Below are 25,299 nucleotides of genomic sequence, written 5' to 3' on the forward strand. Positions count from 1 at the left end.
GACGCGACACACGGAATGACTCAGCGATGTCGCGCGTGCTCCCGCATCCGGCTCGGATGTGGGTGAACGAGGCGTAACGGTGCAAGGGCATGGATCAGTTCAAGGAACTACAACTATTCGTCGAGGTGGCCGAGACGGGCAGCATCAGCCGGGCTGCGGAAGCTGTCGAGCTCTCCATCTCGGCCGCAAGTCGGTATTTGATTTCGTTGGAGGCGAGACTTGGCGTCCAACTGGTGCGCAGGACGACTCGCAACCTTTACCTAACGGAGGCTGGCGCCGAGTTTCACCGACGCTGCAAATCCATCCTCGCCGATCTTGGCGAAGCAGAGGCTGTAACCAGGGAAGCGGTTGTGCGTCCAAGCGGTGTCCTTCGCGTCACCGCCTCGTTATCGTTCTGCATGCTTCACATCGCGCCGATGCTTCCTGATTTCACGGCGCGCTACCCCGACATCACAGTGGACGTGGTAGCGGCTATCGGCGGGCGCAAGGGAATCCGAGCGAGGCTCAGCGTTGATTTGCGGCAGGTGGTGGTCAATCGAGTGGGGATTCGACACCAGCCCTCAAGGAGTGAGTCGGAACCGTCATGTGCGCATTTTTGGTGTCTCGCGACCGCCTGGTTTTCCTGATTTGGATAGAACGGTGACTAGAGCATGGCAGGGCAGGGAGATTGAAACCTGGCAGCGCCTTGCAAGCAAGTATTGGAGTCTGCTGCCCTCCCGTGCGTCCGTATGCTAAACGTGCCGGGCGCCGTGCGCCGTGCGCCCTGAATAGCCTTTCGTCATTGAATCCGGCCCCGCAATTTACCCGCAAAACTGTCGGAAGCAGGTGGATTACTCTGGATTAACTCGGATCGATCCCCATAAGCTGGACTTGCAACAAGAGCGAACGCGTAAAGTCTCAGCCATTCGCTGTAACCCTGGACCAGAAAGCATCCGGAGCGTTCTACGTATTGCTGGCGAGACGTTTCATAGACTCCCCGGATTGCAAACCACGGCACATGCGGCAAGTCATGATGCACCAGATGGTAGTTATTGTTCAGGAACAACAGCCGCCAGAACCACCCCGCCTCGTTGATGACGGTGCGATGCTCGTGAGCATGTGCCACGCGATGTTCCTGAAACGAGCGGATCGACCCTAACGACAACGACCCATAACCCGCGCCGACGATAAACGCCCAGGCAGGGATTCCGCAGACGCGTTGAAGCCATACCGTCAGCGCGGCTAACGCGGTCAGATGCGCAAGCCACATCGGCACATGGCGCCAATCGCCGCGTTTGATACTGCGGAGTTCATCGACACCCGTTGCCGCTATGGCAAAAACCGGCCCGACTAGCAGGCGGCCGACAAACGTATTGCGGAAGGTCAGCAGCGCGCGAATCGCCAAACCCGCACGTTGCCAGACGCGCTGACTGACGAAGTAGCTTTCGGGATCGCGCTCAGGAAGCGTGAGATGCGGATCGACGTGATGCTGAAGATGCGAATCTCGATAGACGCTGTACGGAAACCACACCGCGAGCGGTGCGAATCCCAATAGTGCGTTGAAGAACGGCGAACGCGTCGGATGGCCGTGCAGCAACTCATGCTGCAGGGACATGTACCATGCGCCCAGCAACGCCAGCAGCGCAATGGTCAGCGGCAGGCCGAACACGCGCGCATTCGTCGCCACACCGAACCATCCACCGTAGATTGTGGCGATCAGTAGCCAGGTCGGCCATTGCGTGCGCCATGTCCAGCTTGCAGCCTGTTGGGCGAGTGCTTTGCGTTGCGTGTCGTCGAGGTAAATCGCCATCGGCTGGATCGGTCGGAATGCAGGTTTAGACCGATCCTACGGACCAATTCATGCGACTAGAACCATTTTGTTCAGCAATGCATCTGCGCATACGTGCAAAAGCGGGGGGCACATCGCCAGCGCTTACGCAGCGCCAGGCCGCCATCACCCGGCGCGCAGAATGCCATGCAAGGTCCTCGCGGATCCCGTCCGGGCGATCGGTAGAAGACGTTTATTTATCGTCCGCCACGCGGCACGCGTGATCGAGTAAGCCTTCCGCCGAGCCGCTACCGTTGTCGACATCGAGGCCGCTATTCACGATGAGCCAGCCGTCCTTCTCCGCCGACGGCCCCGCACCCGTCACGAGAATGGTTTGCATGGCCATCGCCGCAGCGTCTTTGTTATCACGCGCGACGATGCGAAACGGATTGCTTGCCTGAGTGAGCGAGGTGACGCGCATGATCCGGTAACGCTGGCCGTCGAGCGTATCCCAGCGCCACTCGCCAGGTATGTCGTTCGCGTGACGCGCCAAGGCGTCGCTCACTTTGTTGTGCATGCAATCGATATGGATATGCAACTGGTCTTGCGTGCGGCGGAATTGCGAATTGATTTCGAGGCCGAGTTGATTGTCGGGCAAGGATCGCTTGACCGACTTTTCCACGTACGGCCGCGACACCCACGCATCGTCCCAGTAATCCGGTGCATTCGGCGCCAGCACGAACGGGCTTTCTATGCCGGTAACGCGATCGGTCGGAATCAGCAGATGCTGTGAGCGGCCGACAATATCCTTCAGGATCACATAGCGTTTGTCGAGATCGACAACCGTGCATTGGCCCGGCGTGCCGGTGGCCTGTTGCGAGGGCACGCAGCGCACATCGACGATTTTCCAGAGTGCGTTCGAATCGACTGCAGCAAGGCGCGCGCAGGAGGAGGCGGCGAAGGCGACCGCCAATGCGGCGGCGGTGCGCAGAATAGTTTGGCGAAAGCGGGCGGGTTTGAGCACGGTCATCGGCATGCGGATCGGCATTTTTTTACTGGAGTGTTCAGCGACATCTTCAATGGCACCTTCAATGGCCCCTTCGACGGCATTTTCAGAACCGTCAGAGCACTGGCGCCGGCAGCACGCCGAGCAATTGCTCGAAGGCGACGCCGATCGCCAGCAGCCGCCGGTCCTCGCCGAGCGGCCCATCCAGCTCCAGGCCGACCGGCAGACCACCGGCAGTCATCCCCGCCGCCAGCGACAAGCCCGGAATGCCGGACGTGCTGGCCGGGTCGGTATTGCGCAGGAACGCGTCCATCGTATCGATTGGCGCAGAGCCATCGATCGATACCGTCGACGAGCCGTTCAGGTCGTCGATCGGCACCGCGGCGAGGCGCGTGGTAGGGAAGAGCAGCGCATCGAGACGCTCATCTGCGAAAGTCGCCGCGACATACTGCTGCAAGCGCGGCCGCCATTGCTTCAGCGCTGCGTCGTATTGAGCGCCGAGTACGTCGGCGAGCACGCCGTCGTAGATCGCGCGCACGTCCGGGCTCGCGATGCGGGCTGCCATTTCGGACACTGTCTTTACCGGTGCGTTATTGGCGACGAGCCAGGCGAGCACGTCCTCGCGCGGCTCGTGGATCGCGATCGGTCCACCGACGTGGCCGTTCAAGGTCTCGAGTTCGCTCATCGCCACAGGCACGAAGGTGACGCCCGCTGCTTCGAGGCGGAGCAAGGCGGCGCGCGCGACGTCTTCAACCTGCTTTTCGAGCCCTTCCCAGAGCGGCTCGGGCAGGCCGATGCGCAAACCATTCAGCGTGAGCTCAGGCAACGGTCCCGTTCCGGCGATCACGCCGTCGAGCAAAGCGATGTCGGCAACCGTGCGCGCCATCGGCCCCACCGTATCTCGCGTATGGCTGATCGGCACGACGGCATCCGGGTCGTGATAGCGCCGTTCGGCACCACCGTTACCAACCGACGGACGAAACCCCGCGATGCCGGTCAACGCAGCCGGAATGCGAGTCGAGCCGCCGGTGTCGGTGCCCAGACCCGCGGGCACGATGCGCGCGGCAATCGCGGCGGCGGTGCCGCCCGACGAGCCGCCGGGAATCAGCGTGGGGTCGTACGGATTGCGCACCGGTCCGGCGTGCGTGGCGAAGTTGGTGCTGGTGATGCCGAACGCAAGTTCGTGCATGTTGGCTTTGCCGAGGATGATCGCGCCGGCATCGAGAAGCCGTTGCACCGAAGGCGCGTTTGTCTTCGGTACGAAGCCCTCCAATGCAGGCGTGCCCGCAGAAGTCTGCAAACCAGCCGTGTTGATGTTGTCCTTCACGACGATGGGCAAACCGGCGAGCGGCAATTGCGCTTTTGCTTCGGGTGGCAATGCATCGATGCGCTGCGCGGCGGCAAGCGCGCCGTCGAGGTCGAGCGTGGTTAGTGCATTGAGGCTCGAGAGCGACGCCGCGCGCGCCAGCAGCGTGGCCATATAGTCGGCGGCCTTGAGGCGCCCGGACTGGATCGCAGCGACCGCTTCGGTTGCGGTTAGGGCCAACTGTTGATCTACGGTCCATGTCATCGCAGGCGTCTCCTTTAACTGAGGTGTCGCCTATTCTGGCACAGCCGCTTAAAAATCGACGCCGGGTGGCGCAAGGTGGCCCACGTTTGCCGACTCGCAAGCCGGACGACCTTCTATAGGGTTCTGCACGCGAGATCGACGCGTCCGCCTGCGTGCTATCGAACGAGCCTGCCGACGTTATTGCCGGCTGTCGATCCACATACGTCCCCAACGGAACGCATAGGCGAGCGCGTGCTCTTCGTCGAAGAAATAATCGAGTGCGTCGAACGAGTAAGCCTGACCCTGGCTTGCAGACGTTTTCTCGATGGTCAGGTTGGCGGCGAACAGGCCGTTGGGCAGCCGTTGCGCAACCGGTGCGACTTCGTAGCCCTTGTAGCGGATATTTGAATTCATGGTCGTGGCAGTGAGTGTGCCCGCGTGTATTACTAAGGAGCCGGCGCGCGGGACGCAACCCTGTGCGTCAGGCAACCGGTGGGTGAGCGAGCAGGATCAAGCGTAGGCCGCGCCGCGCAGCGGGTGAACCAATCTTTCGTCGTAAGCAAATCAGCGAGGTTCGGGAACGGTCTTCGCAAGGCCGGATCGGACGATAGTCGCAGCGTTCGAACACACTATCCGGCGTTGTGGGAGAGCGGTCTGTTGTGTGGCGCACGGTTTGGACGAGCGGAAACACGCGTGCGTTCGAACGCGCATGACGCGGCTTGTCGGCCTTAAAAGAATCGTTGGAGGATGCTGCGGTTGGCGGGGCGAGGAGGCAGACGCACGCATGCGTTGAATGGTTCGTCGAGGCAGCGGGACGGCAGTCGGTTCAGTGCAAACGCGAGTGCGTCGAGGACCCCATAAGCGCGGATCCTCGACGCCGTACTTAAAGGCGTTAAACCGCGTGCAGCAACCGGGCGGGTTGCGCTTCCTTGACTGCATTGCCGAGCGGAGCGGCTGTCGGCGTGCGATGCGCGTTGAACGCCAGGGCGAATTGCGCGGCCTGCTGGCCGACCGTGGCGAGTTGATCGACGACCTTGGCGTCGGAACAGGTGTCGACGGTGTCGAAACGCGTTTCCAGCGTGTTGATCCCGGCGCCGAACGGCGTCGGCCACCCGCGCAAGGCGTGGACGATCGAGCGCAGCGACGTCAGCACCGAGCCGGCAGCCTGCCAGCCATAAGCGGTGACGATACAGCCGACCGCACGGCCATCCAGGTACGGCCGTTCATCGGCGCGCAGCTCTTCGAGCGTGTCGAGTGCGTTCTTGACGAGGCCCGAGACGCCGCCATGATAGCCGGGCGTCGCGATGATCAGAGCGTCCGCATGGCGCACGGCCTCGATCAGTTCGAGCTGTTCGGCGGTACGTTGAGGGTTTTCCGGAGCGTAGTGGGGCAGGCTATGCAGGAAAGTGCCGCCGAACAGGCGGGTATTCGCGCCCGCGGCTTCCGCGCCACGCAGCGCAAAGCCGAGCGCGCGCTCGGTCGACGACGCCGCGCGTGTCGTGCCGCCGATGCCGATCACGAGCGGCCGGCGTTGATGATCGAAACTGGTCAACGAAATGCTCCTTCGGTAGCGGCTCACGGGACGCTGGCGCGGGGCTGCGCGTAGACGAACCGGGGCGAACCGGACTTTGAAGCGTTATCTTAATGACCGCCGCGAGCCGGGCGAAGCGACTTTTTGTTCTAACGATATAACCGTGCGGGGTTATTGGCGGCTCAGTGGGGCGTCTGACGGATGCTTCGAAGCCATTTTCGATCCACATACGCCGCCCTGTGCAATGTAGTTGAGGCGGCACCGGATAAGCATATGGCGAACCATTGTTTGGGGGCGCGATGACACGCGGCTAAGATCGAGTCGTCTCCTCCATGACATCTCCTTGACATGGGACTCGGCCTCGCTACGTCAGTGGTGGGGCCTTTTTTTGTCTGGACTTCCAGTGGCGCCAGCACTTGCCGCTTCACGATAAAGCCGTTTTTTGCATGCTACGATGGTCCGCAACGCGAATCACGGCGAGGTCGAACAAGCAATGGCAACCCTGTATGACACGCTTGGTGTGCACGCGCACGCCACGGACGAAGAAATCAAGCGGGCTTACCGCAAGGCCGCGATGAAATGGCATCCGGATCGCAACAACGGCGCCGAAGAAGTTGCGCGTGCCACCTTCCAGGAAATCAAGGACGCGTACGCGATCCTTTCCGACACCGCGCAGCGCAAGGTGTATGACGCGGTCTACGCCGAGCAGATGCGCGGCTGGGAAGCACAGCGTGCCCGTCAGCAAAAAGCGCAGGCCGAACGTGAAGCGGCAGTGCGTGCCGCGGACGAAGCAGCCTACGCCGAGATGGTGTCGCTCGCCATGCGTTTCGCCGACGACGGCCACAATCGCGACGTGCTCTTCGGCGTGCTGCTAGGACGTCGATGCGAGGCACAGCGGGCCGCGCAGATCGCCGACAGCGTGTCGGCCTTGCAGGCGGCGCGGCGCGAGGCGGAGAGGGCGGCGGCTGCGGCCGAAGCGGCAGCAAAAGCGGTGGACGTCCCCGACGTTTCAGCCGAAGCGAAGGCAACTGCCGCGAGCGACGATGCCGCTGATCGTGACGCGTCAGGTAAGCACGCCAACCCAGGCAAGCGCGAAGAAAATGCCAGCGATGCTCATCCGGCCGGCGTACTGGGTGGACTCTGGTTCCAGTTCCTGAACGGCTTGCGGTTTTGAACAGACAGTTCTGGCTGAAAGACCCCACACGTAGGCCGAATTGATATAGAGAGCGGCCTTCGGCGTCGGTATATCCGCTTCTAGAATCAAAGACACGTCCGTGACATGTGTCGTTCGAACGCCAAGGTGAAGCGCGACAGTTCCTCATTGCCACGCATGCGGGTGGCGGACGCATCAGCATGTCGGGCACAGGATGTACGTGCTCGCTGCTCCTCCCTTTGTCGCCGACTCTACTTCCCCCGCGAAAGACCCGCTTCGCTTGACCTCCACGTTGCAGATTCCGAGAGGCTCGACAGCCATGGTTACTTTTATTTTTGTCGTTGCGATGGCGGCGTTTATCCCGTACGTCGCGGCGCCCGGCATCGCGAACGGCGTCAAGTCGATCAGCGCGCAGCCTGCGGCGATGCTGTTCGAGGCGTCACCTGCGGTGTCTGACGGCGCGAGCGACGCCGCGAACCGGATCGTGTCTGAGCAGCGCGACAGCGGCGCTTCCGTATGAGGAGATGCTGCCACGAAATTGTCGGCATAATGAAAGATTCGACCTTGCGCTGCTCAACTTCGTCGCCAATGCAGCGCGCGATATCCGTGGATTGACTGTCCAGGTACAAATTCTTGTGGCGCAACAAATTACGACATCGTAGTGTCACGAGGACGCAAGACTAGGCCGGCACAATTGCGCATAGAGAGAGATAAAAAAACTCGGGGTGAGCGTGACCAGAAAATACAATGTGCTGTTTCTCTGTCGCGAGAATTCAGCACGCAGCATCATTGCCGAAGCTTTACTGCGCGAACTGGCTGGACACCGGTTCGAAGCGTTCAGCGCGGGGCCCGAACCGGCCCCGCGCGTTCATCCCATTGCGATCGCGCAATTGCGGCCCGGTATATCGGACCTCGGCGTGCTCTGCCCGAAAAGCTGGCTGGAATTCACCGGCGAATGGGCGCCGCGGATGGACGTCGTCATTGCCATGGACGCGTGCGTCGCCGGGCATCATGCGCCGCGCTTTCCGGGAGAACCTGCGTTGTGTAGCTGGATCTTCGCCGATCCGCTTGCCGATGGCATGCTCGAGCCGGAGCGCGTCCGTTCGTTTGAAAAGGTGTTCTGGCAGATCGTCCGGCAGGTCAGCACGTTTATCGAATTGCCGCAGTACGCGGCGGCGCCGGCTCGTACCGGCGACGCGTCGTGTGCATCGATGAACGACGCAACGAATCCCGCCATTCAGTGCAACGTGTGAACGGCCCCGGCGCGTCAGCCAGTACGGGGTGATGCCTCGGGGTTATGCCTTTGGTCTAACGGTTTGGGTTTGGCGATCAGACGGCTTAGCGGTTGTTCGGGCGCGCAAGCGGACTTCCCGCGAATGGGTCGTTTAGCCAATCCACCTGTTTTTTCGGCTGCGGGGCGGGTGCCGGGGTGGCCGATAATTCGAAGTGGTCGATTGATTGACCAGCGCTAATTGCCTGTTTAAGCCATTGGGGCATTTCACCCTGGCCGTCCCAGCTATCTCCCGTTGCGCTGCGGTAGCGTTCAGCTTTTTGCCCCTTCGGTTCGGCCGCCAGCACGGCGGCGAGGTCTTCTGGTTTGATACCAAACTCTTCCATGCGGTGGCGGAGATACGCAATCATGCTATCTCGCTTCCTTTCGTCCATAAGATATTCGTCCTTCTAAAGCGTCCGGCGTTCTGTCAGTTACAGATTGCAAGGGGAAGCCGCGAAAGCATTGAGCCCACGTATATGGGGTCCGCTCGCGGTAAGGTTATTGATCGAAGGAAATTCCAGTGGCAGCGTCAAAGAACGTTGCCCATACATTGCGGTACAGCATATGTCCAACAAGCCCGCCTATAAGGCTGACTGTGCCAATCAGTGAATATTCAAGCGCTCCGCCGCGCGGCAGGTACGGCTGGGTAAGCCCTACGGCCGCAATGAAAAAACGGTGATGACAATGCAATGATTGCGAACAGTCGGTCTCATGTCCACGCTCCGTCTCTCGCCGGTGCCTCGCGTGGGGCCGATTTTTGTGCGTTATGCCAGCATCATAACGCACTGTTCGGGTAACGCACGTGCCGGCCAGCCTGATTTTGTTATTGCATGTCGCCGATCGAGCGGCGGCCGGTGCCGCCAAGGCCGCCTGTACCGCCGGGATTGCAATCCTGAGTGGCCGAGCTATAACGAAACAGCAGAGCAACAATCTGCGTTTCCAGCCTGGTGGCGACCGGTTCCGGCAAGCCGCGCGTGCACGCCCGACATCGGTTTCAGGTCTGGCAACTATTTACTCATTTAGTTCGGTGACTCGCCGCAGCAGTCCCGCATAGGCATTCGCCCGTTTGTCAGTTCGGCAGTTAGTTAGTTCGATTTCATGACACGACGTTTTTTCGCGGATCAATTCTTTTTGAAGGGGACAAGCGCTGCTGCGCCGGATTCGAGGAGTCTGGACATGAAACTACGTTTATTGATGGCGTTGGCAAGCGCCGCTCTGTTTCTGGCGCCGAGCACAGCCGGCGCACTGGACGGCCAGCAGGGCGAAGCCGCCTCGGGCCGGGCGCTCATGCAGAACGCAAACGAATCTGCGCAAGCCACCACCGACATGTCGTTTGGTGACGCTGTGCGGACCGTGATGCCGGCCGGGCAATCGGTGCAGAACGTCTCTTATGGCGGGGTGGCTGCAGGCGCGACGGAAGTGGGAGGCCGACAGGAGCGGCCGTGCGCTTCCGGGCCGCAATGCAGGATCTATTTTGGCCAATAGCAGGCCGGCAGTTCAGGAGGCGGTAGGAGATGAACCACCGCCTCCAATCCCATCCGCGCACGGCACCCTGATCGGAATACCCACACGCCCGAGTGCAATTTTACGGAGTCGTCAGCGGGCGATTTAATACGATGTTAAGGTGTGTTCCATTCAGGTTTTCACCCGTAGTCTTTTCCGATCGCAATCATAAGCAGGCCAATACCGCCTGCTTTTTTATTCATGATTTGCCGTCTGCGATTTGATTAGTCCGGTGTGAGTGCTCCAATCCCACCCGTTGTTTAGTTACTCGCAAACAATACTATGTTGATGGAAGATAATCTGCCGGCGAGCATTGCCTCGCCGGACGATGGCGCCTCGTCGTCCCTGCGTTCCTGGCTCGCCGTCGTGGCCGTTGCAATCGGTGCGTTCGCATTCGTGACCACGGAATTCTTACCTGTTGGCCTGCTGCCGCGAATAGCGGCGGATCTGGGTGTGCTGCCTGGCACCGCGGGGCTGATGGTCACCGTGCCGGGCGTGATTGCCGCCATCTCGGCGCCCGGTTTGATGCTGGTGGCCGGACGGATGGATCGCCGGCGTGTGTTTCTGTTGCTCACGGCCTTGCTGCTGGCGTCGAATCTGATTTCGGCTTTTGCGCCTGATTTCCTGGTCATGCTGGTCGGACGCGCGTTGCTCGGCGCGGCTCTGGGCGGCTTCTGGACCCTGGCGACGGCTGCATCGGGGCGCCTCGTGCAGCCGAAAGATTCGGCCAAGGCGATGGCGACGATCCTGACCGGCGTGACCTGCGCGACAGTGATCGGTGTGCCGCTCGGCACATTCATTGCCAGCTTCGCGTCGTGGCGTGCTTCGTTTATGGCAACCGGCGTGCTTGTCGCGATCGCGCTCGTGGCGCAGTTCGTTTTCGTGCCGTCGTTGCCGTCGACAACCGCATTGCGGCTGCGCGATCTGGTTGCGCTGCTGCGCCGACCGCATCCGCGTAGAAGCATGCTGATGGTGGCACTCGTATTCGGCGCGCATTTCTCCTCGTACACGTACATCACGCCGTTCCTGCTGCATAACGCGAGTTTCTCGATGTCGACGATTACGTGGCTGCTGCTCGGCTTCGGCATTATTGGCTTCTTCTCGAACTTCGCCGTTTCGTCGACGGTGACGCATAACCTGAAAGTGTCTCTGGCCGTGATGGTTTCTCTGCTCATGTTCGCGCTGCTGGCAATGCCGTTGCTGGAACAATCGCCGATTGGAGTGGCAGCGCTCGTACTCGCGTGGGGTGTTTCCTTCGGCGCACTGCCGCTGTGTTTCAGCATCTGGATTCAGCGCGCCACGCCGGATTCGCCGGAGGCGGGCTCGGCGCTGTTTGTCAGCATCATCCAGGTTGCTATTGCTTTGGGATCGCTCATTGGTGGCGTCGTGGTCGACCATGTTGGCATTTCCGCCGACTTTCTCTTCGGCAGCGGTTTGGCGCTGCTGGGACTCGCGGCGCTCGCGAGTTTCGGGCGAAGCAAGCAGGAAGTGCCCGCGAAAGCAATGGCGTGTCCGGCGTGCACTGACTAGCCGGTAAGCGTCGAGCGTCAGGTCAACCGATCCGCTTTTGTTATCGGCCCCTCCAATACACGGATTGTTAGCGCATCGCACCGCTCGTATATTTGCTGGACGAAAGCACAGACAGCAGAAATACAACAACTGAACGGCAGGCCACTCGGGCCTGCTACAGGAGCACAGCGATGAATCGAATCGATCTGGAGGGGCGTGTTGTCGCCATTACGGGCGGCGCGCGCGGTATTGGCTACGCAGTGGCTCAACGGGCGCTGAACTCGGGCGCGTCGGTCGCGCTATGGGACATCGACGCCGAGCGCCTCGCGCGCAGCGAGCGCGAACTCAGCGAGCTGGGCAAGGTCACCGCCGTCACGGTCGAACTCACCCAGGAAGCGTCAGTGGTTCAGGCGGTGGCGCAAACGGTCGCCGCCCATGGCGCGATCGACGTGCTGATCAACTGCGCCGGTATCACCGGCGGCAACGGCGCGACGTGGGAGCTGGACCCCGAGGTCTGGCGCCGCGTGATCGACGTGAATCTGATCGGCCCGTATCTCACCTGCCGCGCGGTCGTGCCGCAGATGCTCAAGCAGGGCTACGGCCGGATCGTCAATATTGCATCGGTGGCCGGTAAAGAAGGCAACCCGAACGCTTCCCACTACAGTGCCTCCAAAGCCGGGCTCATCGGCTTGACCAAATCCCTCGGCAAAGAACTTGCGACGAAGAACATCCTCGTCAATGCGGTCACGCCCGCGGCGGCCAAAACGGAGATCTTCGATTCCATGTCGCAGCAGCATATCGACTACATGCTCTCGAAGATCCCAATGAACCGCTTCCTGCTGCCGGAAGAAGCGGCGTCGCTGATTCTCTGGCTCTCTTCCGAAGACTGCGCTTTCAGCACCGGCTCGGTATTCGACCTGTCCGGCGGCCGCGCCACTTACTGAGTCGTCACAGCGTCGGCCAAGTCGTAGCAGTAGCAGTGCAAAAGGTAGAAAAACGCAGAGCGCGACCCGCATGCTCTGCGAAGGAGACGACATGAATCCGCATTCGCCGGCTTCACTGGAGGCGATCAACAGCAAGGTCATGCGCCGGCTGTTGCCGTTTCTGTTGCTGATGTATGTGCTGGCATTTCTCGACCGCGCGAATATCGGCTTCGCACAGAAAGCGTTGCAGCACGATACGGGCTTGTCCAATGCGGCTTTTGCCTTCGGCGCGGGCGTGTTCTTCGTCGGTTATGCATTGTTCGAAGTACCGAGCAATCTTCTGCTGCATAAGGTCGGCGCGCGCGCATGGATGTGCCGGATCATGGTGACCTGGGGGCTCGTCTCAGCGGCGATGTGTCTTGCGCATACGCCGACTGCTTTCTACTCATTGCGTTTTCTGCTCGGCGTCGCCGAAGCCGGTTTCTTCCCCGGCGTGATCTATTACCTGACGCATTGGTTTCCGCAAGCGGCGCGAGCTCGCGCGGTGGGCGTGTTTTATTTCGGTGCGCCGCTGGCGTTCATCTTCGGCAGTCCGTTGTCGGGTTCCTTGCTCGAACTGCATGGCGCAATGGGCTTGGCCGGCTGGCAATGGCTGTTTCTGATAGAGGGGACGCTGGCCTCGGTGGTCGGCGTATGGGCGTTCTGGTATCTCGACAACCGCCCTGAAGACGCCCAGTGGCTTGACGCGCAGGAGCGCACCACGTTGCGCCGCGCGCTCGACGACGACGCGCTCGCCGCATCGGCGCATGGGCCGCGTCATATTCTCGCTGCGCTGGTGGACCGCCGTGTGTTGCTGCTCTCGGCGATCTATCTGCTGATTCAGATGAGTGTCTACGGTGTGATCTTCTATTTGCCGCAACAGGTGGCGGCTTTGCTCGGCACGACGGTCGGCCTGCGCGTGGGCCTCGTCGGCGCCTTGCCGTGGCTATGTGCGTTGGCTGTCACGTGGTACGTGCCGCGTCGAGCGGATCGCACGGGTGGACACCGGCGCTGGGCGGTCGCGCTGCTGGTGCTCGCGGGCGTCGGCATCGGCGCCTCAGGGCTCGCGCATAACCCGTCGATCGGCCTGATCGCGCTGTGCTGCGCAGCCAGCGGCTTCATCGCGGCGCAACCGCTGTTCTGGACGTTTCCGACGCGCTACCTCACGGGTGCCGCAGCGGCGGGCGGGATCGCGCTGATCAATTCGCTCGGCGGCCTCGGTGGATTTATTGCGCCGAGCCTGCGCACCGCTGCGGAACGCGCGTTTTCATCGACCTCGGCGGGGCTGATCGTATTGGGCGCGTCGAGTCTGCTGGCGGCGCTCATGATCGGTACGCTGTTGCGCCGCGACGGCACCGAATCAAGCTGGTCTTTCCAACACTTACTGCACCGCGCCCGCTAGGCGCATTTTCTGGCTGCACGTTCGACGCACCCATATCGGAGCCCTTTTCATGGCCATGCCTACTATCCGGCACGTGCGTGCCTTCATCGTCCGCGGTGGCGGCGCGGACTATCACGATCAACCTGACGGACACTGGATCGACGACCACATTTCCACGCCAATGGCGCGTTATCCGGAGTATCGCCAGAGCCGCCAGTCATTCGGCATCAATGTGCTCGGCACGTTGGTGGTCGAGATCGAAGCGAGCGACGGCACGGTTGGTTTTGCGGTGACGACGGGCGGTGAGATCGGCGCGTTCATCGTTGAAAAACATCTCGCACGTTTTCTCGAAGGCCAGCTCGTCACCGACATCGAGAAGATGTGGGATCAGATGTATTTCTCGACGCTGTACTACGGCCGCAAAGGCGTGGTGCTGAATACGATCTCGGGCGTCGATCTCGCGTTGTGGGATTTGCTCGCGAAAGTGCGCAAGGAACCGGTGTACCAACTATTGGGCGGCCCGGTGCGCGACGAACTCGTGTTCTATGCGACCGGCGCGCGTCCCGATCTCGCGAAGGAGATGGGATTCATCGGTGGCAAATTGCCGTTGCAGCATGGTCCCGCAGAAGGCGAGGCGGGTCTCAGGAAGAATCTGGAGAAGCTCGCCGAGATGCGTAGTCGCGTTGGAGACGACTTCTGGCTGATGTATGACTGCTGGATGAGCCTCGACGTACCGTATGCCACGCGGCTCGCGCAGGCGGCGCACGAGTACGGTCTGAAGTGGATCGAAGAGTGCCTGCCGCCGGACGACTACTGGGGTTACGCCGAACTGCGCCGCAACGTGCCGCGCGGCATGATGGTATCGACCGGCGAGCACGAAGCGACGCGTTGGGGTTTTCGCATGCTGCTGGAGATGCAGTGCTGTGATCTGATTCAGCCGGATGTGGGCTGGTGCGGCGGCATCACCGAACTCATCAAGATATCCGCGCTCGCCGATGCCCACAATGTGATGGTGGTGCCGCACGGTTCATCGGTGTATAGCTATCACTTCGTCGTCACGCGACACAACTCGCCGTTCGCCGAGTTTCTGATGATGGCGCCGAAGGCGGATGAAGTCGTGCCGATGTTCACGCCGCTGCTGCTCGATGAACCGGTACCCGTGAATGGACGGATGAAAGTGCCTGACACACCGGGCTTTGGTGTGCGGCTCAATCCGGAGTGTGCGCTGGTGCGGCCCTATCCGCGTTGAATGCGCGTTGAATACGCGTTGTGGGCAAGGTGAGCCCGGGCTCGACGCACAAGACATCGTATTGACCCAGCCAACAGGAGAATGACGTGTTGCTCAAGGACAAGGTCGTGATCGTTACCGGCGGCTCGCGTGGCATCGGCCGCGCGATAGCAGTTGCGTGCGCAACCGAAGGTGCGGATGTGGCGATCAACTACTGGGGCGATAACGACGCATCGTATGGGCGCCGTTCGGCCGTCGCGGAAGTCGTCGCCGAAATCGAAGCGTTGGGGCGGCGCGTAATCGCGATCGAAGGCAACGTCGCCGCGCGCGAAACTGGTCAGGACCTCGTTCGCCACACGGTCGAAACCTTCGGCAAAGTCGACGTGCTCGCGAGCAATGCCGGCATCTGCCCGTTTCACGCCTTTCTCGACATGCCGCCCGAGGTATTGGAGTCGACAGTAGCAGTCAATCTGAACGGGGCGTTCTACGTCACGCAAGCCGCCGCGCAGCAGATGAAAGCGCAGGGCACGGGCGGTGCGATCGTGGCGACGAGCTCGATCAGCGCGCTGGTGGGCGGCGGCATGCAAACGCACTACACGCCGACCAAGGCCGGTGTGCATTCGCTGATGCAGTCATGCGCGGTGGCGCTGGGGCCGTACGGCATTCGCTGCAATTCGGTGATGCCCGGCACGATTGCGACCGACCTGAACGCGGAAGATCTCGCCGACGAAGCCAAAAAAGCCTACTTCGAAAAGCGCATTCCGCTGGGCCGGCTGGGCCGCCCGGAGGACGTCGCCGATTGCGTGGTATTCCTTGCCTCCGACCGCGCGCGTTATGTAACAGGCGCCGCGCTGCTGGTGGACGGCGGCCTGTTCGTCAACTTGCAGTAGCGCGCAATGCCGACGTCAATGAACCGGTGCGGATACGACCACAGACTCAGTCGCAGTCGCGCTGGAATCGTCGCGTGCGAGCTTGCGCGAGAAACCACGCAGCAAATCGATAAAGCGCAGCGCGGGTTCGGCGAGGGCCTCTTCTTTGCGCGTGAGAATGCCGAAGCCGGAGAGGCTCTTACCGATCTCGAGCGGCAGCGCGACCAGCAGTTTGCCGCGCACATGATCACGCACCACCGACTCGGGCAGCATGGCCACGGCGTCGTAGTTCTCGAGCAATTGCAGCGTGGCGAAGATCGACGCGCATTCGGTCAGGTTGACGGGTGTCGCGAGACCCGCACGCGCGAGTTCCTCTTCGAACAGCACGCGTGCCGGACTGGTAACAGGTTGAGCCACCCACGGCCAGTCGATCAGCTCCCGCAACGTAATGTGCGAGCGCTGCGCCAGTGGATGCACCGAACGCACGACCAGCAACAACGTCTCGCGCGCGAGCGGCTCGAAACTGAAATCGTTGTGTTGCAACGGACTGGTCAGGCGTCCAAGCGCCAGATCGACTTCGCGGCGATGCAGCAATTGCACGACCTGGTCGCTGGTTTCGCCCAGAATGCGCACGTTCAGCAGAGGGCTCTCGGTTTTCAGGGCGGCGACCGCCATGGCCAGCAGATCGGGCGCGGCGCCCATGATTGCGCCGACGGTCAACTGCCCATGCCCGCCGCGGCGTTTGACGTCGAGGTCGTCGGCAAAACGGGTCAACTCGGCGAGTGCGCGGCGTGCATACGCCAGCGTGACCACGCCGAGCGGCGTGGGCGTCATGCCGCGCGCGTTGCGCTCGAACAGCAGGAAGCCGAACGCTTCCTCGATGTCGCCGAGCATGCGGCTCGCGCTGGGTTGAGCGACGTTGATGGCCTCGGCGGCCTGGTGGAGATTGCGTGCGTCGTCGAGCGCGACGAGCAGCGCTAGATGCTTGAACTTGAGCCGATTGACGAGTGCGATGGCAGCTGAGTGTTGGCTCATGGTTCCGGGTGCGATTCGGTTTGTGGATCGCCCAATCCCAAACACGGATTGAGATGCTATCGACGCAGGAATTATAGTCGTACCAGACGCTTCTCTGAGAAAGCGCCCGGATACGACGGGAGACAGGCCGCAATGGAAACAATCGCTTTCCGGATGGTACTCAACCCCGGCATGCGCGAGGAATACGAACGACGTCATGCGCAAATCTGGCCTGAGCTGGTTGATGCATTGCACAACGCCGGTGTGCGCGACTATCGGATCTTCTTCGACGCCGACTCGGATTACCTTTTCGCCATTCTGACGCGCAGCACGAATCACACCATGAACGCGCTGCCGCAACTCGACGTGATGCGCAAATGGTGGGATTACATGGCCGACATCATGCAGACGGCTCCTGACCATACGCCGCTTCAGCAACCGCTGGAGCCGGTCTTTCGTCTGAATTCGCTTAGCTGACTGTGCTTGCCCAATGGGCGGAGGGTGTCGCATGCAGGTTGTCGATTCGCATATCCATCTGTGGAATCTGAAGTCGCATCGCTATCCGTGGCTGGAAAACCCGGGTGTGTCGTTCGTGGGGGACGCGCGCGACCTGAAGCACGACTATCTGCTCGACGATCTGCTCGGCGAGGCGGGCGAGATCGAGGTGCTGAAACTGGTGCACGTGGAAGCGAATCACGATCCTGCCGATCCGGTCGAGGAAACCCGCTGGTTGCAATCCATTGCGGATCGTCCGGCGTCGCGCGGCATGCCGGATGCGATTGTCGCCGCCGTGGATCTGTCCGCGGCGAACGCACCCGAGCTGCTTGAGGCGCACGCTTCGTTTGCCAACACGCGTGGCATCAGACAGATCCTGAACGTGCACGAGAACAAGTTGTTCGATTACGTAGGCCGTCATTTCATGCGCGAGTCGAAGTGGCGCGAACATTTTGCCTTGCTGCACCGTTACGACATGTCGTTCGATCTGCAACTGTATCCGTCGCAGATGGAGGAGGCGGCTGCATTGGCGCGCGCGCATGCCGATACGATTTTCATCGTCAACCACGCGGGGATGTTCGTGGATCGCAGCAGCGTCTCCGGTTATCGCGCGTGGCGCGAAGGTATGCGGACGCTCGCGGGTTGCAGGAACGTGGCTGTAAAGATCAGCGGACTCGCCATGTTCGATCATCAGTGGAGCGTCGAGAGCCTGCGTCCTTATGTGCTTGAGACGATCGATACGTTCGGCGTCGAACGCGCGATGTTCGCGTCAAACTTTCCGGTCGATCGGTTGTTTGGCTCTTACCAGGATTTGTGGCATGCGTACGCGTCGATCGTCGACGGCGCGAGCGATGCTGAAAAAGAAGCACTGTTTTGTCGTAACGCGGAGCGTTTTTATCGTATCTGACGTACCTGCCGCGTCTGACGCATTCCCAAAAGCAAAAGAGAAGGAGACACGCAGTGCAGCAATCCCCATCCACCGTGCCCAGGCTCGAACTACGGCACGCGAGCAAATCATTCGGCCGGGTCCGTGCGTTATCCGACGGCGATCTCGCGTTGTGGCCGGGCGAAGTGCATGCATTGCTCGGCGAAAATGGCGCGGGCAAATCGACGGTCGTGAAGATCCTCGCGGGTGTGCACCAGCCGGATACCGGCGAGCTGCTGGTCGACGGCGTGGCGCGCCGCTTTGCCACGCCTGCCGAAGCGCGCGACGCGGGGCTGGCCGTGATCTATCAGGAGCCTACGTTGTTCTTCGATCTCTCGATCGCGGAGAACATCTTCATGGGGCGGCAGCCGGTCGACCGGATCGGCCGCATTCAGTATGATGCCATGCGCCGCGAGGTGGATGGTCTGCTGGCTTCGCTCGGGGTCGATCTGCGTGCAGATCAGCTGGTGCGTGGTCTGTCGATTGCCGATCAGCAGGTGATCGAAATTGCGAAGGCGTTGTCGTTGAACGCGAACGTGCTGATCATGGACGAACCGACCGCTGCCTTGTCGCTGCCCGAAGTAGAGCGGCTCTTTGCGATCGTGCGCAAGCTGCGTGAGCGTGACGTGGCGATTCTGTTCATTACGCACCGGCTCGATGAAGTGTTCACGTTGACGCAACGCGTGACGATCATGCGCGACGGCGCGAAAGTATTCGACGGACTCACTGCCGATCTCACCACCGAATCCATCGTCGCAAAGATGGTGGGCCGTGATCTGGAAACGTTTTATCCCAAGGCCGACCGGCCACCGGGCGAAGTGCGATTGTCAGTGCGTGGCCTGACGCGCGTCGGTGTCTTCAAGGACATCTCCTTCGACGTCCGCGCAGGTGAGATCGTCGCACTGGCGGGGCTCGTCGGCGCGGGGCGCAGCGAAGTGGCACGCGCGATCTTCGGTATCGATCCTCTTGATTCGGGCGAAATTTCGATTGGCGGAAAACGTCTCGCCGCCGGCAGTCCGGCCGCCGCGGTACGTGCCGGCCTCGCGCTGGTCCCGGAGGACCGTCGTCAGCAAGGGCTGGCACTGGAGTTGAGCATCGCGCGCAATGCCTCGATGACGGTGCTTGGACGTCTGGTCAAACATGGGCTGATTTCCACGCGAAGCGAGACGCAGCTGGCCAACCAGTGGGGCACGCGTTTGCGCCTCAAAGCGGGTGACCCGAATGCGCCGGTCGGCACGCTTTCCGGCGGCAATCAGCAGAAGGTCGTGCTGGGCAAGTGGCTCGCCACGAATCCAAAGGTCCTGATCATCGACGAACCCACGCGCGGCATCGACGTCGGCGCCAAGGCCGAGGTGTACGGCGCGCTGGCGGAACTGGTGCGCGATGGCATGGCCGTGCTGATGATTTCGAGCGAACTGCCGGAAGTACTCGGCATGGCCGATCGCGTATTGGTCATGCACGAGGGACGTATCAGCGCGGACATAGCGCGCGCCGAAGCCGACGAAGAACGCATCATGGGCGCTGCGCTCGGCCAACCGATTCCACCGTTGGGGAACGCGGCATGATGCGCCATTCGACGACCCATCCCGCGCCGGTTCAGCCGTCAGCCACCAAGCGCACCGGCAGCGCGCCGGGCGGCTTCATCGCGGGCGTTGCGAAGAGCCGCGAAACGACGCTCTTTGTCGTGCTGATTCTGTTGATCGTGGGCACGGGGCTCGCGAAACCGCAGTTTCTGAATCTGCAGAATCTGCGTGACGTGCTCCTCAACGTGTCGATCATCAGCTTGCTGACGGCCGGCATGACCGTGGTCATCCTGATGCGACATATCGATCTGTCGGTCGGGTCGACGGTCGGTATCAGCGCGTACGCGGTCGGCAGCCTGTACGTTGCGTTTCCGCATATGCCGGTGATCGTCGCGTTGCTGGCCGGACTCGCGATCGGTCTGGTGGCGGGCGGTATCAATGCGTTGCTCGTGGCCGTGGGGCGCGTGCCGTCGCTGGTAGCGACGCTTTCCACGCTCTATATCTTTCGCGGCGCGGATTATGCATGGGTGCACGGCGGCCAGATCAACGCGACCAGTTTGCCTGACGCGTTTTCCCGTCTCGCTACCGGCACTTTCTTAGGCATTCCGACGCTCGCGCTGATCGCGATCGTCGTGCTGGCCGGTCTGGCCGTCTATCTGAAGCAGTTTCGCGGCGGACGCGAACACTATGCCATCGGCTCGAATCCGGAGGCGGCGCGACTAGCCGGCGTGAACGTCGAACGTCGCGTGATGGCGGGTTTTCTGCTGTCCGGCGCGATTGCCGGTTTCGCGGGCGCACTGTGGCTCGCGCGCTTCGGCACCGTCGATGCAAGCACCGCGAAGGGCATCGAATTGCAGGTCGTTGCCGCCGCCGTGGTGGGCAGCGTGGCGATCACCGGTGGAGTGGGCACCATCCTCGGCGCCACGCTCGGTGCGCTCGTGCTGGGTGTGATCAGCATCGCGCTCGTCGTGCTGCACGTCTCGCCGTTCTGGGAGCAGGCGATCCAGGGTGCGCTGATCGTCGCCGCCATTACCGCCGACACCTTGCTGGCCCGCTCTGTCGCCAAACGCATGATGAGGAAACGCGATCATGGCTAAACCCGATTCCGCGCTGCTCACGCGCAAACGCGAAACGCCGTTGCAATGGGAAGTGTTGCTGGTCATCGTGCTGGCCCTGTCGCTCGTGCTCGGGCGCTTGTTGTCGCCGGTGTTTCTCACCGGTGCGAATGTCAGCAACATCCTCGCCGATCTGACCGAGATCGCGTTGATGGCGCTGCCCATGACGCTGATTATCGTCGCTGCGGAAATCGATCTTTCGGTGGCGTCGGTGTTGGGCGCGTCCAGCGCGTTGATGGGCGTGCTGTGGCATATGGGCCTGCCGATGCCCGTCGTGATCGTGCTGGTATTGATTGCCGGCGCGCTGGCGGGTCTGCTGAACGGCCTCGTGATCGTCAAGCTCAATCTGCCTTCGCTCGCGGTCACCATCGGCACACTGGCGCTGTTTCGTGGCCTCGCGTATGTGCTGCTCGGCGATCAGGCGGTCGCGGATTTTCCCGCAGCTTATACGGCGTTCGGCATGGACACGGTCGGCGCGACTTTCATTCCGTTGCCCTTTGCGATCGTGATCGTCGGCGCGGTGCTGTTTACCGTGCTGCTGCAATCCACGGCGTTCGGCCGCAGCCTCTACGCAATCGGTGCGAATCCGACCGCGGCGGCTTTCTCCGGTATCGAAGTCGCGAAGATCAGGCTGCGTCTATTCGTGTTGTCCGGCGCGATGAGCGCGCTGGCGGGCGTCGTCTACACGCTGCGCTTCACCAGCGCACGCGGCGATAACGGCGAAGGATTCGAATTGTCCGTGATCGCGGCGGTGCTGTTCGGCGGCGTGAGTATTTTCGGCGGACGCGGCTCGATGCTCGGCGTCCTGCTCTCGCTGCTGATTATCGGCGTGCTGAAAAACGCGCTGACGCTCGACGACGTGTCGAGCGAAACGTTGACGATCGTCACCGGCGTGCTGCTGCTGGCGTCGGTGCTGATTCCCAATCTGGTTGCACGCTGGCGTGCGGCGCGTGACCGGCGTTTCATCGCGAAGTCCGCTTCTTCTTTATAACGTTCTCTTATAACCGGCTCCACAAGAAATACTCAATACCAAATACCGACAACCCGGACAGCATGTCGTCCAACAACAAAGCAGGAGACACCTCATGTTCAATCCTCTACGTCACACCGGCAAGACTGCGCTTTGCATTGCGCTAGTCGCGATCAGTTGTGCCGCGTCCGCGGCGGGCCTGAAAAGCGGTCTTAAGATTGCCTTCGTGCCGAAGCAGATCAACAACCCCTATGAAGTGATTGCCGACGACGGCGGCATGGCCGCGATCAAGGAATTCAACGGGGTAGGCAAGGTCGTGGGGCCGTCGGATGCGGGCGCATCGTCGCAAGTGCAATACATCAACACGTTGATCACGCAACGGCAGGACGCGATTGTGATCGCGGCTAACGACGCGAATGCGGTCGTGCCGTATCTGAAGAAAGCGATGTCGCAAGGCATCAAGGTCGTGACCTTCGACTCCGACACGGCGCCTGAAGGCCGTCAGCTTTTCGTCAACCAGGCAAACGCCGAGGGTATCGGGCGGGGACAGATCCAGCTGGTCGCGAAACTGATGGGCGGGGAGGGGGAGTTTGCCGTGCTGTCGGCCACGCCTAACGCGACGAATCAGAATACGTGGATCAAGTGGATGCAGGAGGAGTTGAAAAAACCCGAATATTCGAAGATCAAGCTCGTGAAGATCGCATACGGTAACGACGACGACCAGAAGTCGTTCGTCGAAACGCAAGGCTTGCTGCAGGCGTATCCGAATCTGAAGGCGATCGTCGCGCCGACCACGGTGGGCATTGCAGCGGCGGCGCGTTATATCTCGTCGTCGTCGAGCAAGGGCAAGGTACAAGTGACCGGCTTGGGCACACCGAATCAGATGCGTGCCTTCGTGAAGAACGGGACCGTCAAGGCGTTCCAGTTGTGGGATCCGAATCAGCTCGGCTATCTGGCGGCTTATGCTGCAGCGGCGCTGTCCTCGGGGACGATTGCCGGCAAGGAAGGCGAATCGTTTGATGCCGGCAAGCTCGGCAAGCGCACGATCGGACCGCAAGGCGAAATCATTCTCGGACCGCCGACCACGTTCGACGCGAGCAATATCGACAACTTTAATTTCTAGCCAGCGAGCCAGAGCCCCGCAATTCGGGTACGGGATATGCATGCCTCCCGGCCAATCCGGGAACCGCTGCGGATTCGCGCAGGAGGCGTCGTCGTGAACTTTAGGACCTATACTATGAATCGGTAAATCGACCGTGGGCGTGGTGGCTCCGAACTGCTATCTTGAGTGAACGCCGTTCGGACCACGGATGATCATTGACGCAGCAGTTGGCGGTCGCGGTTTTCGGCGAGGACGGAGGCGAGCAGTCAGAACGGATGCCGTACACGCAGATAAATCCCTGCTTAGAGGTGCATGATGATCGGAATGACGTGGCTTGTTGTGGCTGACGGAGGCCGTGCGCGTGTTTTCCAGACGCCGGGGCTCACACTCGACTTGCATGAAAAAGAAAGTCTCATCAACACTGAATATACCGGCACGATGCTGACGGAAAAGGACCGCGAGAAATTCGCGAAGCGCGTTGCCGAGTATCTGGAGGCAGGGCGGCTCCATCAACTCTACAATCGGCTGAGACTTGCCATCGAGCCGAAGTTTCTTGGCATGGTCAAAGCGGATCTCAGCGAGGAAACCCGTCGATTGATATTCGAGCAAACCAGCGAGGATCTGTCGACGCTCAATGCCCGGGAAATCGAGGCGCACCTGCGGCGACACTGATCGGCTGCCTTCGGCGTGAAATAGCCCTCACACAGTCAACCCGACCTGGCCACGGATCGTGGCCTCGCAGGGTTTCTGTGTTGATGTGTTGTCTACGCGCTCGTCTCCGAGCTACCCGATTCTTCGGCATCACGGAACCAGGTTTCCGCATGAGACCGCTCGGCAACCCAGGAGCGAGACGGCGGCGTGTTGAACTCGCGATCGATGAACCGACATCCCCATTCGACCCCGTCTCTTGCCGCCTCTTCTTCGGTTAGCCACTCGGGTTGAACGGTCATGGGACGAATATCGACGACTGTTTGGGCGCCGCGACTCACACTCACACTTGCGATCCAGGCGCCGAGCTTGTTGCACTCAGGGTGCACGGCGATTTCGAATTCGCCGTAAGAAACAGTGCGTGTTGGCATCGTTCTCTCCTTTGCAGCCGTCATGATCGATATCCACCCGCAACGCAGCGTGCGGGCTTGCCTTCTAGCGCCATCATGCCGTAACTCCAGCAGTTCGACACGCGGATTATTGAGGTTAAGTGACAAACCGGTAGGCGTATTTCACCAATATCTAGCATCGGAGAAACCCATGTTCACATGGACATGACTTGCTCATAGACTTCGAGTACAAAAGAATTGTAAGGCTCACACTTTTCGGTCGACGGGAGGTTTCATGGCACAGAATGACCTTTCATATCGGCGGTTCCTGATCGCCGCAACGATCTCGCCTCTGCAGGGTAACCGGGGGATTGTCACAGTCGATGTCACAACCTCGGATCAGGCGCGCATTGCCGATCTGGGAACGGCACGCTTTCTCCATGTGGAACGATGGGTTGAAAGAAATGAACCCGCTTTCCTTCAGGTCGTTGTGGACGAGTGCAAAGTCGCTATCGACCACTATGCGGACAACGTCGACGATAGTTGATTCTCCGTATCTCGCACGAGGTGTTGCCATGCAGCAGGAATTCGATTTCTATATCAACCTGAAGAAGCCGACACTCGGTCTCTATGTCCGCACGGGAGCGGGCCTCCCCGACCTCGTCGACACAGGTGACTGGCAACTCAATGGACACGTGTGGCAAAGCGAGCTGACGCCAGACATCCTGAAAGGGCTCGAGGCCAATGGCCATGCGTTTCAGGAGTTGGGTGCCTGATCGTTCATGTCACGGTGAATCGATGAGGTGAGCGCGCCGTTCCGACACGGTCGAGATAGCACTTTGATCTCTACAAATTAGTACTATTCTTGCCTTAGGCTGGCTGAAAGCGCGCTGTCGAATGATATAGGGCGAGGGAGAGAACCATGTCGGAGCAGCAGGGTACGTTGAGTGACGAGTTCATCGCGCAGCAGCGCACGCGCCTCCTCTCGTTACGCCAGGAACTGTTGGGCGGAGAGGAGAATACGATCGCGGGCGAGCGAACGGCCGAGGAGCAGCACGGCGACGAGGCGCACGAGTTCGAGGATGAGGCGCAGGGCATGGCGCAGAACGAGGTCAACCAGGCACTGCACGACGTGAACGACCAGCGCATCAGCGATATCGAGCGGGCGCTGCAGAAGATCGACGAGGGGACTTACGGTCTCTCCGATGAGAGTGGTGACCCGATACCGAAAGCCCGGCTCGAAGTTGCCCCGGAAGCGATCCTGACTGTTGAAGAGCAGGGCCGTCGCGAGACCGGCAAATGATGGCGTCCAACCTCGCTGTGATGTCAGGGAAGGCCGTGATGCGGTCCTGAAGCCGGGCCGCGAGATCCTGTTCCATGAAGTGCCGCTGGCAGATTGCGCCAATG

28 protein-coding genes are annotated in these 25,299 nt (G+C 61.0%); 20 read left to right on the forward strand and 8 right to left on the reverse strand.

The genetic code is table 11. The features are described 5' to 3' along the window. Nucleotides 1-89 precede the first annotated feature (89 nt). Nucleotides 90-626, forward strand: a complete 537-nt coding sequence (locus PQQ86_RS27655; protein ID WP_408274181.1) for a LysR family transcriptional regulator — start codon at nt 90-92, stop codon at nt 624-626. 152 nt (nt 627-778) lie between these two features. On the opposite strand, the gene PQQ86_RS27660 is transcribed toward PQQ86_RS27655, so the two are convergent. The 5 genes from PQQ86_RS27660 to PQQ86_RS27680 form a co-directional block, all read right to left on the reverse strand. Further along, on the reverse strand, nt 779-1,789 hold the full coding sequence (locus tag PQQ86_RS27660) for a fatty acid desaturase (RefSeq protein WP_408274184.1): 1,011 nt from the start codon (nt 1,787-1,789) through the stop codon (nt 779-781). 211 nt (nt 1,790-2,000) lie between these two features. Next, nucleotides 2,001-2,777, reverse strand: a complete 777-nt coding sequence (locus PQQ86_RS27665; RefSeq protein ID WP_408279377.1) for a CDP-diacylglycerol diphosphatase — start codon at nt 2,775-2,777, stop codon at nt 2,001-2,003. A 91-nt stretch (nt 2,778-2,868) separates the two neighbouring features. Beyond that, entirely contained in the window at nt 2,869-4,323 is a 1,455-nt protein-coding gene (gene iaaH, locus PQQ86_RS27670; protein WP_408274187.1) for an indoleacetamide hydrolase, read from the reverse strand. A 177-nt stretch (nt 4,324-4,500) separates the two neighbouring features. Further along, nucleotides 4,501-4,716, reverse strand: coding sequence for a DUF6566 family protein (locus tag PQQ86_RS27675; RefSeq protein WP_408274191.1), 216 nt, complete (start codon nt 4,714-4,716; stop codon nt 4,501-4,503). Between the two features lie 478 nt (nt 4,717-5,194). Continuing rightward, nucleotides 5,195-5,854 carry an NADPH-dependent FMN reductase gene (locus PQQ86_RS27680; protein WP_408274194.1) on the reverse strand — a complete coding sequence of 220 codons (660 nt, stop codon included), beginning with the start codon at nt 5,852-5,854 and terminating at the stop codon, nt 5,195-5,197. A 472-nt stretch (nt 5,855-6,326) separates the two neighbouring features. Between PQQ86_RS27680 and PQQ86_RS27685 the strand changes: the two genes are divergently transcribed. The 3 genes from PQQ86_RS27685 to PQQ86_RS27695 all read left to right on the forward strand — a co-directional run bounded on the left by PQQ86_RS27685 (nt 6,327) and on the right by PQQ86_RS27695 (nt 8,239). Further along, a complete protein-coding gene (locus tag PQQ86_RS27685) occupies nt 6,327-7,007 on the forward strand; it encodes a J domain-containing protein (RefSeq protein WP_408274197.1) in 681 nt (226 codons plus the stop codon). 298 nt (nt 7,008-7,305) lie between these two features. Next, entirely contained in the window at nt 7,306-7,506 is a 201-nt protein-coding gene (locus PQQ86_RS27690; protein ID WP_408274200.1) for a hypothetical protein, read from the forward strand. Nucleotides 7,507-7,717: 211 nt separating this feature from the next. Then, nucleotides 7,718-8,239, forward strand: coding sequence for an arsenate reductase/protein-tyrosine-phosphatase family protein (locus PQQ86_RS27695; protein WP_408274203.1), 522 nt, complete (start codon nt 7,718-7,720; stop codon nt 8,237-8,239). Nucleotides 8,240-8,324: 85 nt separating this feature from the next. On the opposite strand, the gene PQQ86_RS27700 is transcribed toward PQQ86_RS27695, so the two are convergent. Beyond that, nucleotides 8,325-8,651 carry an H-NS histone family protein gene (locus PQQ86_RS27700; RefSeq protein WP_093636065.1) on the reverse strand — a complete coding sequence of 109 codons (327 nt, stop codon included), beginning with the start codon at nt 8,649-8,651 and terminating at the stop codon, nt 8,325-8,327. Nucleotides 8,652-9,435: 784 nt separating this feature from the next. Here PQQ86_RS27700 and PQQ86_RS27705 point away from each other — a divergent pair. The 6 genes from PQQ86_RS27705 (at nt 9,436) to lra1 (ending at nt 15,732) form a co-directional block, all read left to right on the forward strand. Beyond that, the gene (locus tag PQQ86_RS27705) at nt 9,436-9,744 is read left to right on the forward strand and encodes a hypothetical protein (protein WP_408274206.1); all 309 of its coding nucleotides are present in this window, start codon (nt 9,436-9,438) and stop codon (nt 9,742-9,744) included. 300 nt (nt 9,745-10,044) lie between these two features. After that, nucleotides 10,045-11,292, forward strand: coding sequence for an MFS transporter (locus PQQ86_RS27710; RefSeq protein ID WP_408274207.1), 1,248 nt, complete (start codon nt 10,045-10,047; stop codon nt 11,290-11,292). A 170-nt stretch (nt 11,293-11,462) separates the two neighbouring features. Then, on the forward strand, nt 11,463-12,215 hold the full coding sequence (locus PQQ86_RS27715) for an SDR family NAD(P)-dependent oxidoreductase (protein WP_408274210.1): 753 nt from the start codon (nt 11,463-11,465) through the stop codon (nt 12,213-12,215). A 91-nt stretch (nt 12,216-12,306) separates the two neighbouring features. Continuing rightward, nucleotides 12,307-13,635: an MFS transporter gene (locus PQQ86_RS27720; RefSeq protein ID WP_408274214.1), complete on the forward strand. Its 1,329-nt coding sequence runs from the start codon at nt 12,307-12,309 to the stop codon at nt 13,633-13,635. A 49-nt stretch (nt 13,636-13,684) separates the two neighbouring features. Then, on the forward strand, nt 13,685-14,863 hold the full coding sequence (gene rhmD / locus PQQ86_RS27725; RefSeq protein WP_408274217.1) for an L-rhamnonate dehydratase: 1,179 nt from the start codon (nt 13,685-13,687) through the stop codon (nt 14,861-14,863). Between the two features lie 86 nt (nt 14,864-14,949). Beyond that, nucleotides 14,950-15,732, forward strand: a complete 783-nt coding sequence (lra1, locus tag PQQ86_RS27730; protein ID WP_408274219.1) for an L-rhamnose 1-dehydrogenase Lra1 — start codon at nt 14,950-14,952, stop codon at nt 15,730-15,732. A 15-nt stretch (nt 15,733-15,747) separates the two neighbouring features. On the opposite strand, the gene PQQ86_RS27735 is transcribed toward lra1, so the two are convergent. Beyond that, the gene (locus PQQ86_RS27735; protein ID WP_408274221.1) at nt 15,748-16,746 is read right to left on the reverse strand and encodes a LysR family transcriptional regulator; all 999 of its coding nucleotides are present in this window, start codon (nt 16,744-16,746) and stop codon (nt 15,748-15,750) included. A gap of 132 nt (nt 16,747-16,878) precedes the next feature. On the opposite strand from PQQ86_RS27735, the gene rhaM reads away from it, so the two are divergent. From rhaM to PQQ86_RS27770, 7 genes are all read left to right on the forward strand, one after another. Further along, entirely contained in the window at nt 16,879-17,202 is a 324-nt protein-coding gene (gene rhaM, locus PQQ86_RS27740; RefSeq protein ID WP_408274224.1) for an L-rhamnose mutarotase, read from the forward strand. 31 nt (nt 17,203-17,233) lie between these two features. Further along, nucleotides 17,234-18,127 (forward strand): amidohydrolase family protein, encoded by an 894-nt coding sequence (locus PQQ86_RS27745; protein WP_408274226.1) that lies wholly within the window; start codon nt 17,234-17,236, stop codon nt 18,125-18,127. A 53-nt stretch (nt 18,128-18,180) separates the two neighbouring features. Beyond that, a complete protein-coding gene (locus PQQ86_RS27750) occupies nt 18,181-19,710 on the forward strand; it encodes a sugar ABC transporter ATP-binding protein (RefSeq protein WP_408274228.1) in 1,530 nt (509 codons plus the stop codon). Continuing rightward, nucleotides 19,707-20,765 carry an ABC transporter permease gene (locus PQQ86_RS27755; RefSeq protein WP_408274231.1) on the forward strand — a complete coding sequence of 353 codons (1,059 nt, stop codon included), beginning with the start codon at nt 19,707-19,709 and terminating at the stop codon, nt 20,763-20,765. Before PQQ86_RS27750 ends, PQQ86_RS27755 begins: the two co-directional genes overlap by 4 nt. Then, a complete protein-coding gene (locus PQQ86_RS27760) occupies nt 20,758-21,774 on the forward strand; it encodes an ABC transporter permease (protein ID WP_408274234.1) in 1,017 nt (338 codons plus the stop codon). The genes PQQ86_RS27755 and PQQ86_RS27760 overlap by 8 nt, the downstream gene beginning before the upstream one ends. A 94-nt stretch (nt 21,775-21,868) precedes the next feature. Then, complete coding sequence (gene rhaS / locus PQQ86_RS27765; RefSeq protein ID WP_200651977.1) at nt 21,869-22,876, forward strand: rhamnose ABC transporter substrate-binding protein; 1,008 nt, start codon at nt 21,869-21,871, stop codon at nt 22,874-22,876. A 291-nt stretch (nt 22,877-23,167) separates the two neighbouring features. Beyond that, entirely contained in the window at nt 23,168-23,527 is a 360-nt protein-coding gene (locus tag PQQ86_RS27770; RefSeq protein ID WP_244179394.1) for a host attachment protein, read from the forward strand. 92 nt (nt 23,528-23,619) lie between these two features. Here the strand turns inward: PQQ86_RS27770 and PQQ86_RS27775 are convergent, their stop codons facing one another. Beyond that, nucleotides 23,620-23,934 (reverse strand): DUF6566 family protein, encoded by a 315-nt coding sequence (locus PQQ86_RS27775; RefSeq protein ID WP_408274236.1) that lies wholly within the window; start codon nt 23,932-23,934, stop codon nt 23,620-23,622. Nucleotides 23,935-24,187: 253 nt separating this feature from the next. On the opposite strand from PQQ86_RS27775, the gene PQQ86_RS27780 reads away from it, so the two are divergent. The 3 genes from PQQ86_RS27780 (at nt 24,188) to PQQ86_RS27790 (ending at nt 25,195) form a co-directional block, all read left to right on the forward strand. Further along, on the forward strand, nt 24,188-24,439 hold the full coding sequence (locus tag PQQ86_RS27780) for a hypothetical protein (RefSeq protein ID WP_408274238.1): 252 nt from the start codon (nt 24,188-24,190) through the stop codon (nt 24,437-24,439). A gap of 28 nt (nt 24,440-24,467) precedes the next feature. Next, nucleotides 24,468-24,668 carry a hypothetical protein gene (locus PQQ86_RS27785; protein ID WP_408274240.1) on the forward strand — a complete coding sequence of 67 codons (201 nt, stop codon included), beginning with the start codon at nt 24,468-24,470 and terminating at the stop codon, nt 24,666-24,668. 146 nt (nt 24,669-24,814) lie between these two features. Further along, a complete protein-coding gene (locus tag PQQ86_RS27790) occupies nt 24,815-25,195 on the forward strand; it encodes a TraR/DksA family transcriptional regulator (protein WP_408274242.1) in 381 nt (126 codons plus the stop codon). Nucleotides 25,196-25,299: the final 104 nt, after the last annotated feature.

Origin of the sequence: Paraburkholderia sediminicola (assembly GCF_046026675.1) — a bacterium.
In the GTDB taxonomy this organism is placed as follows: domain Bacteria; phylum Pseudomonadota; class Gammaproteobacteria; order Burkholderiales; family Burkholderiaceae; genus Paraburkholderia; species Paraburkholderia sediminicola_F.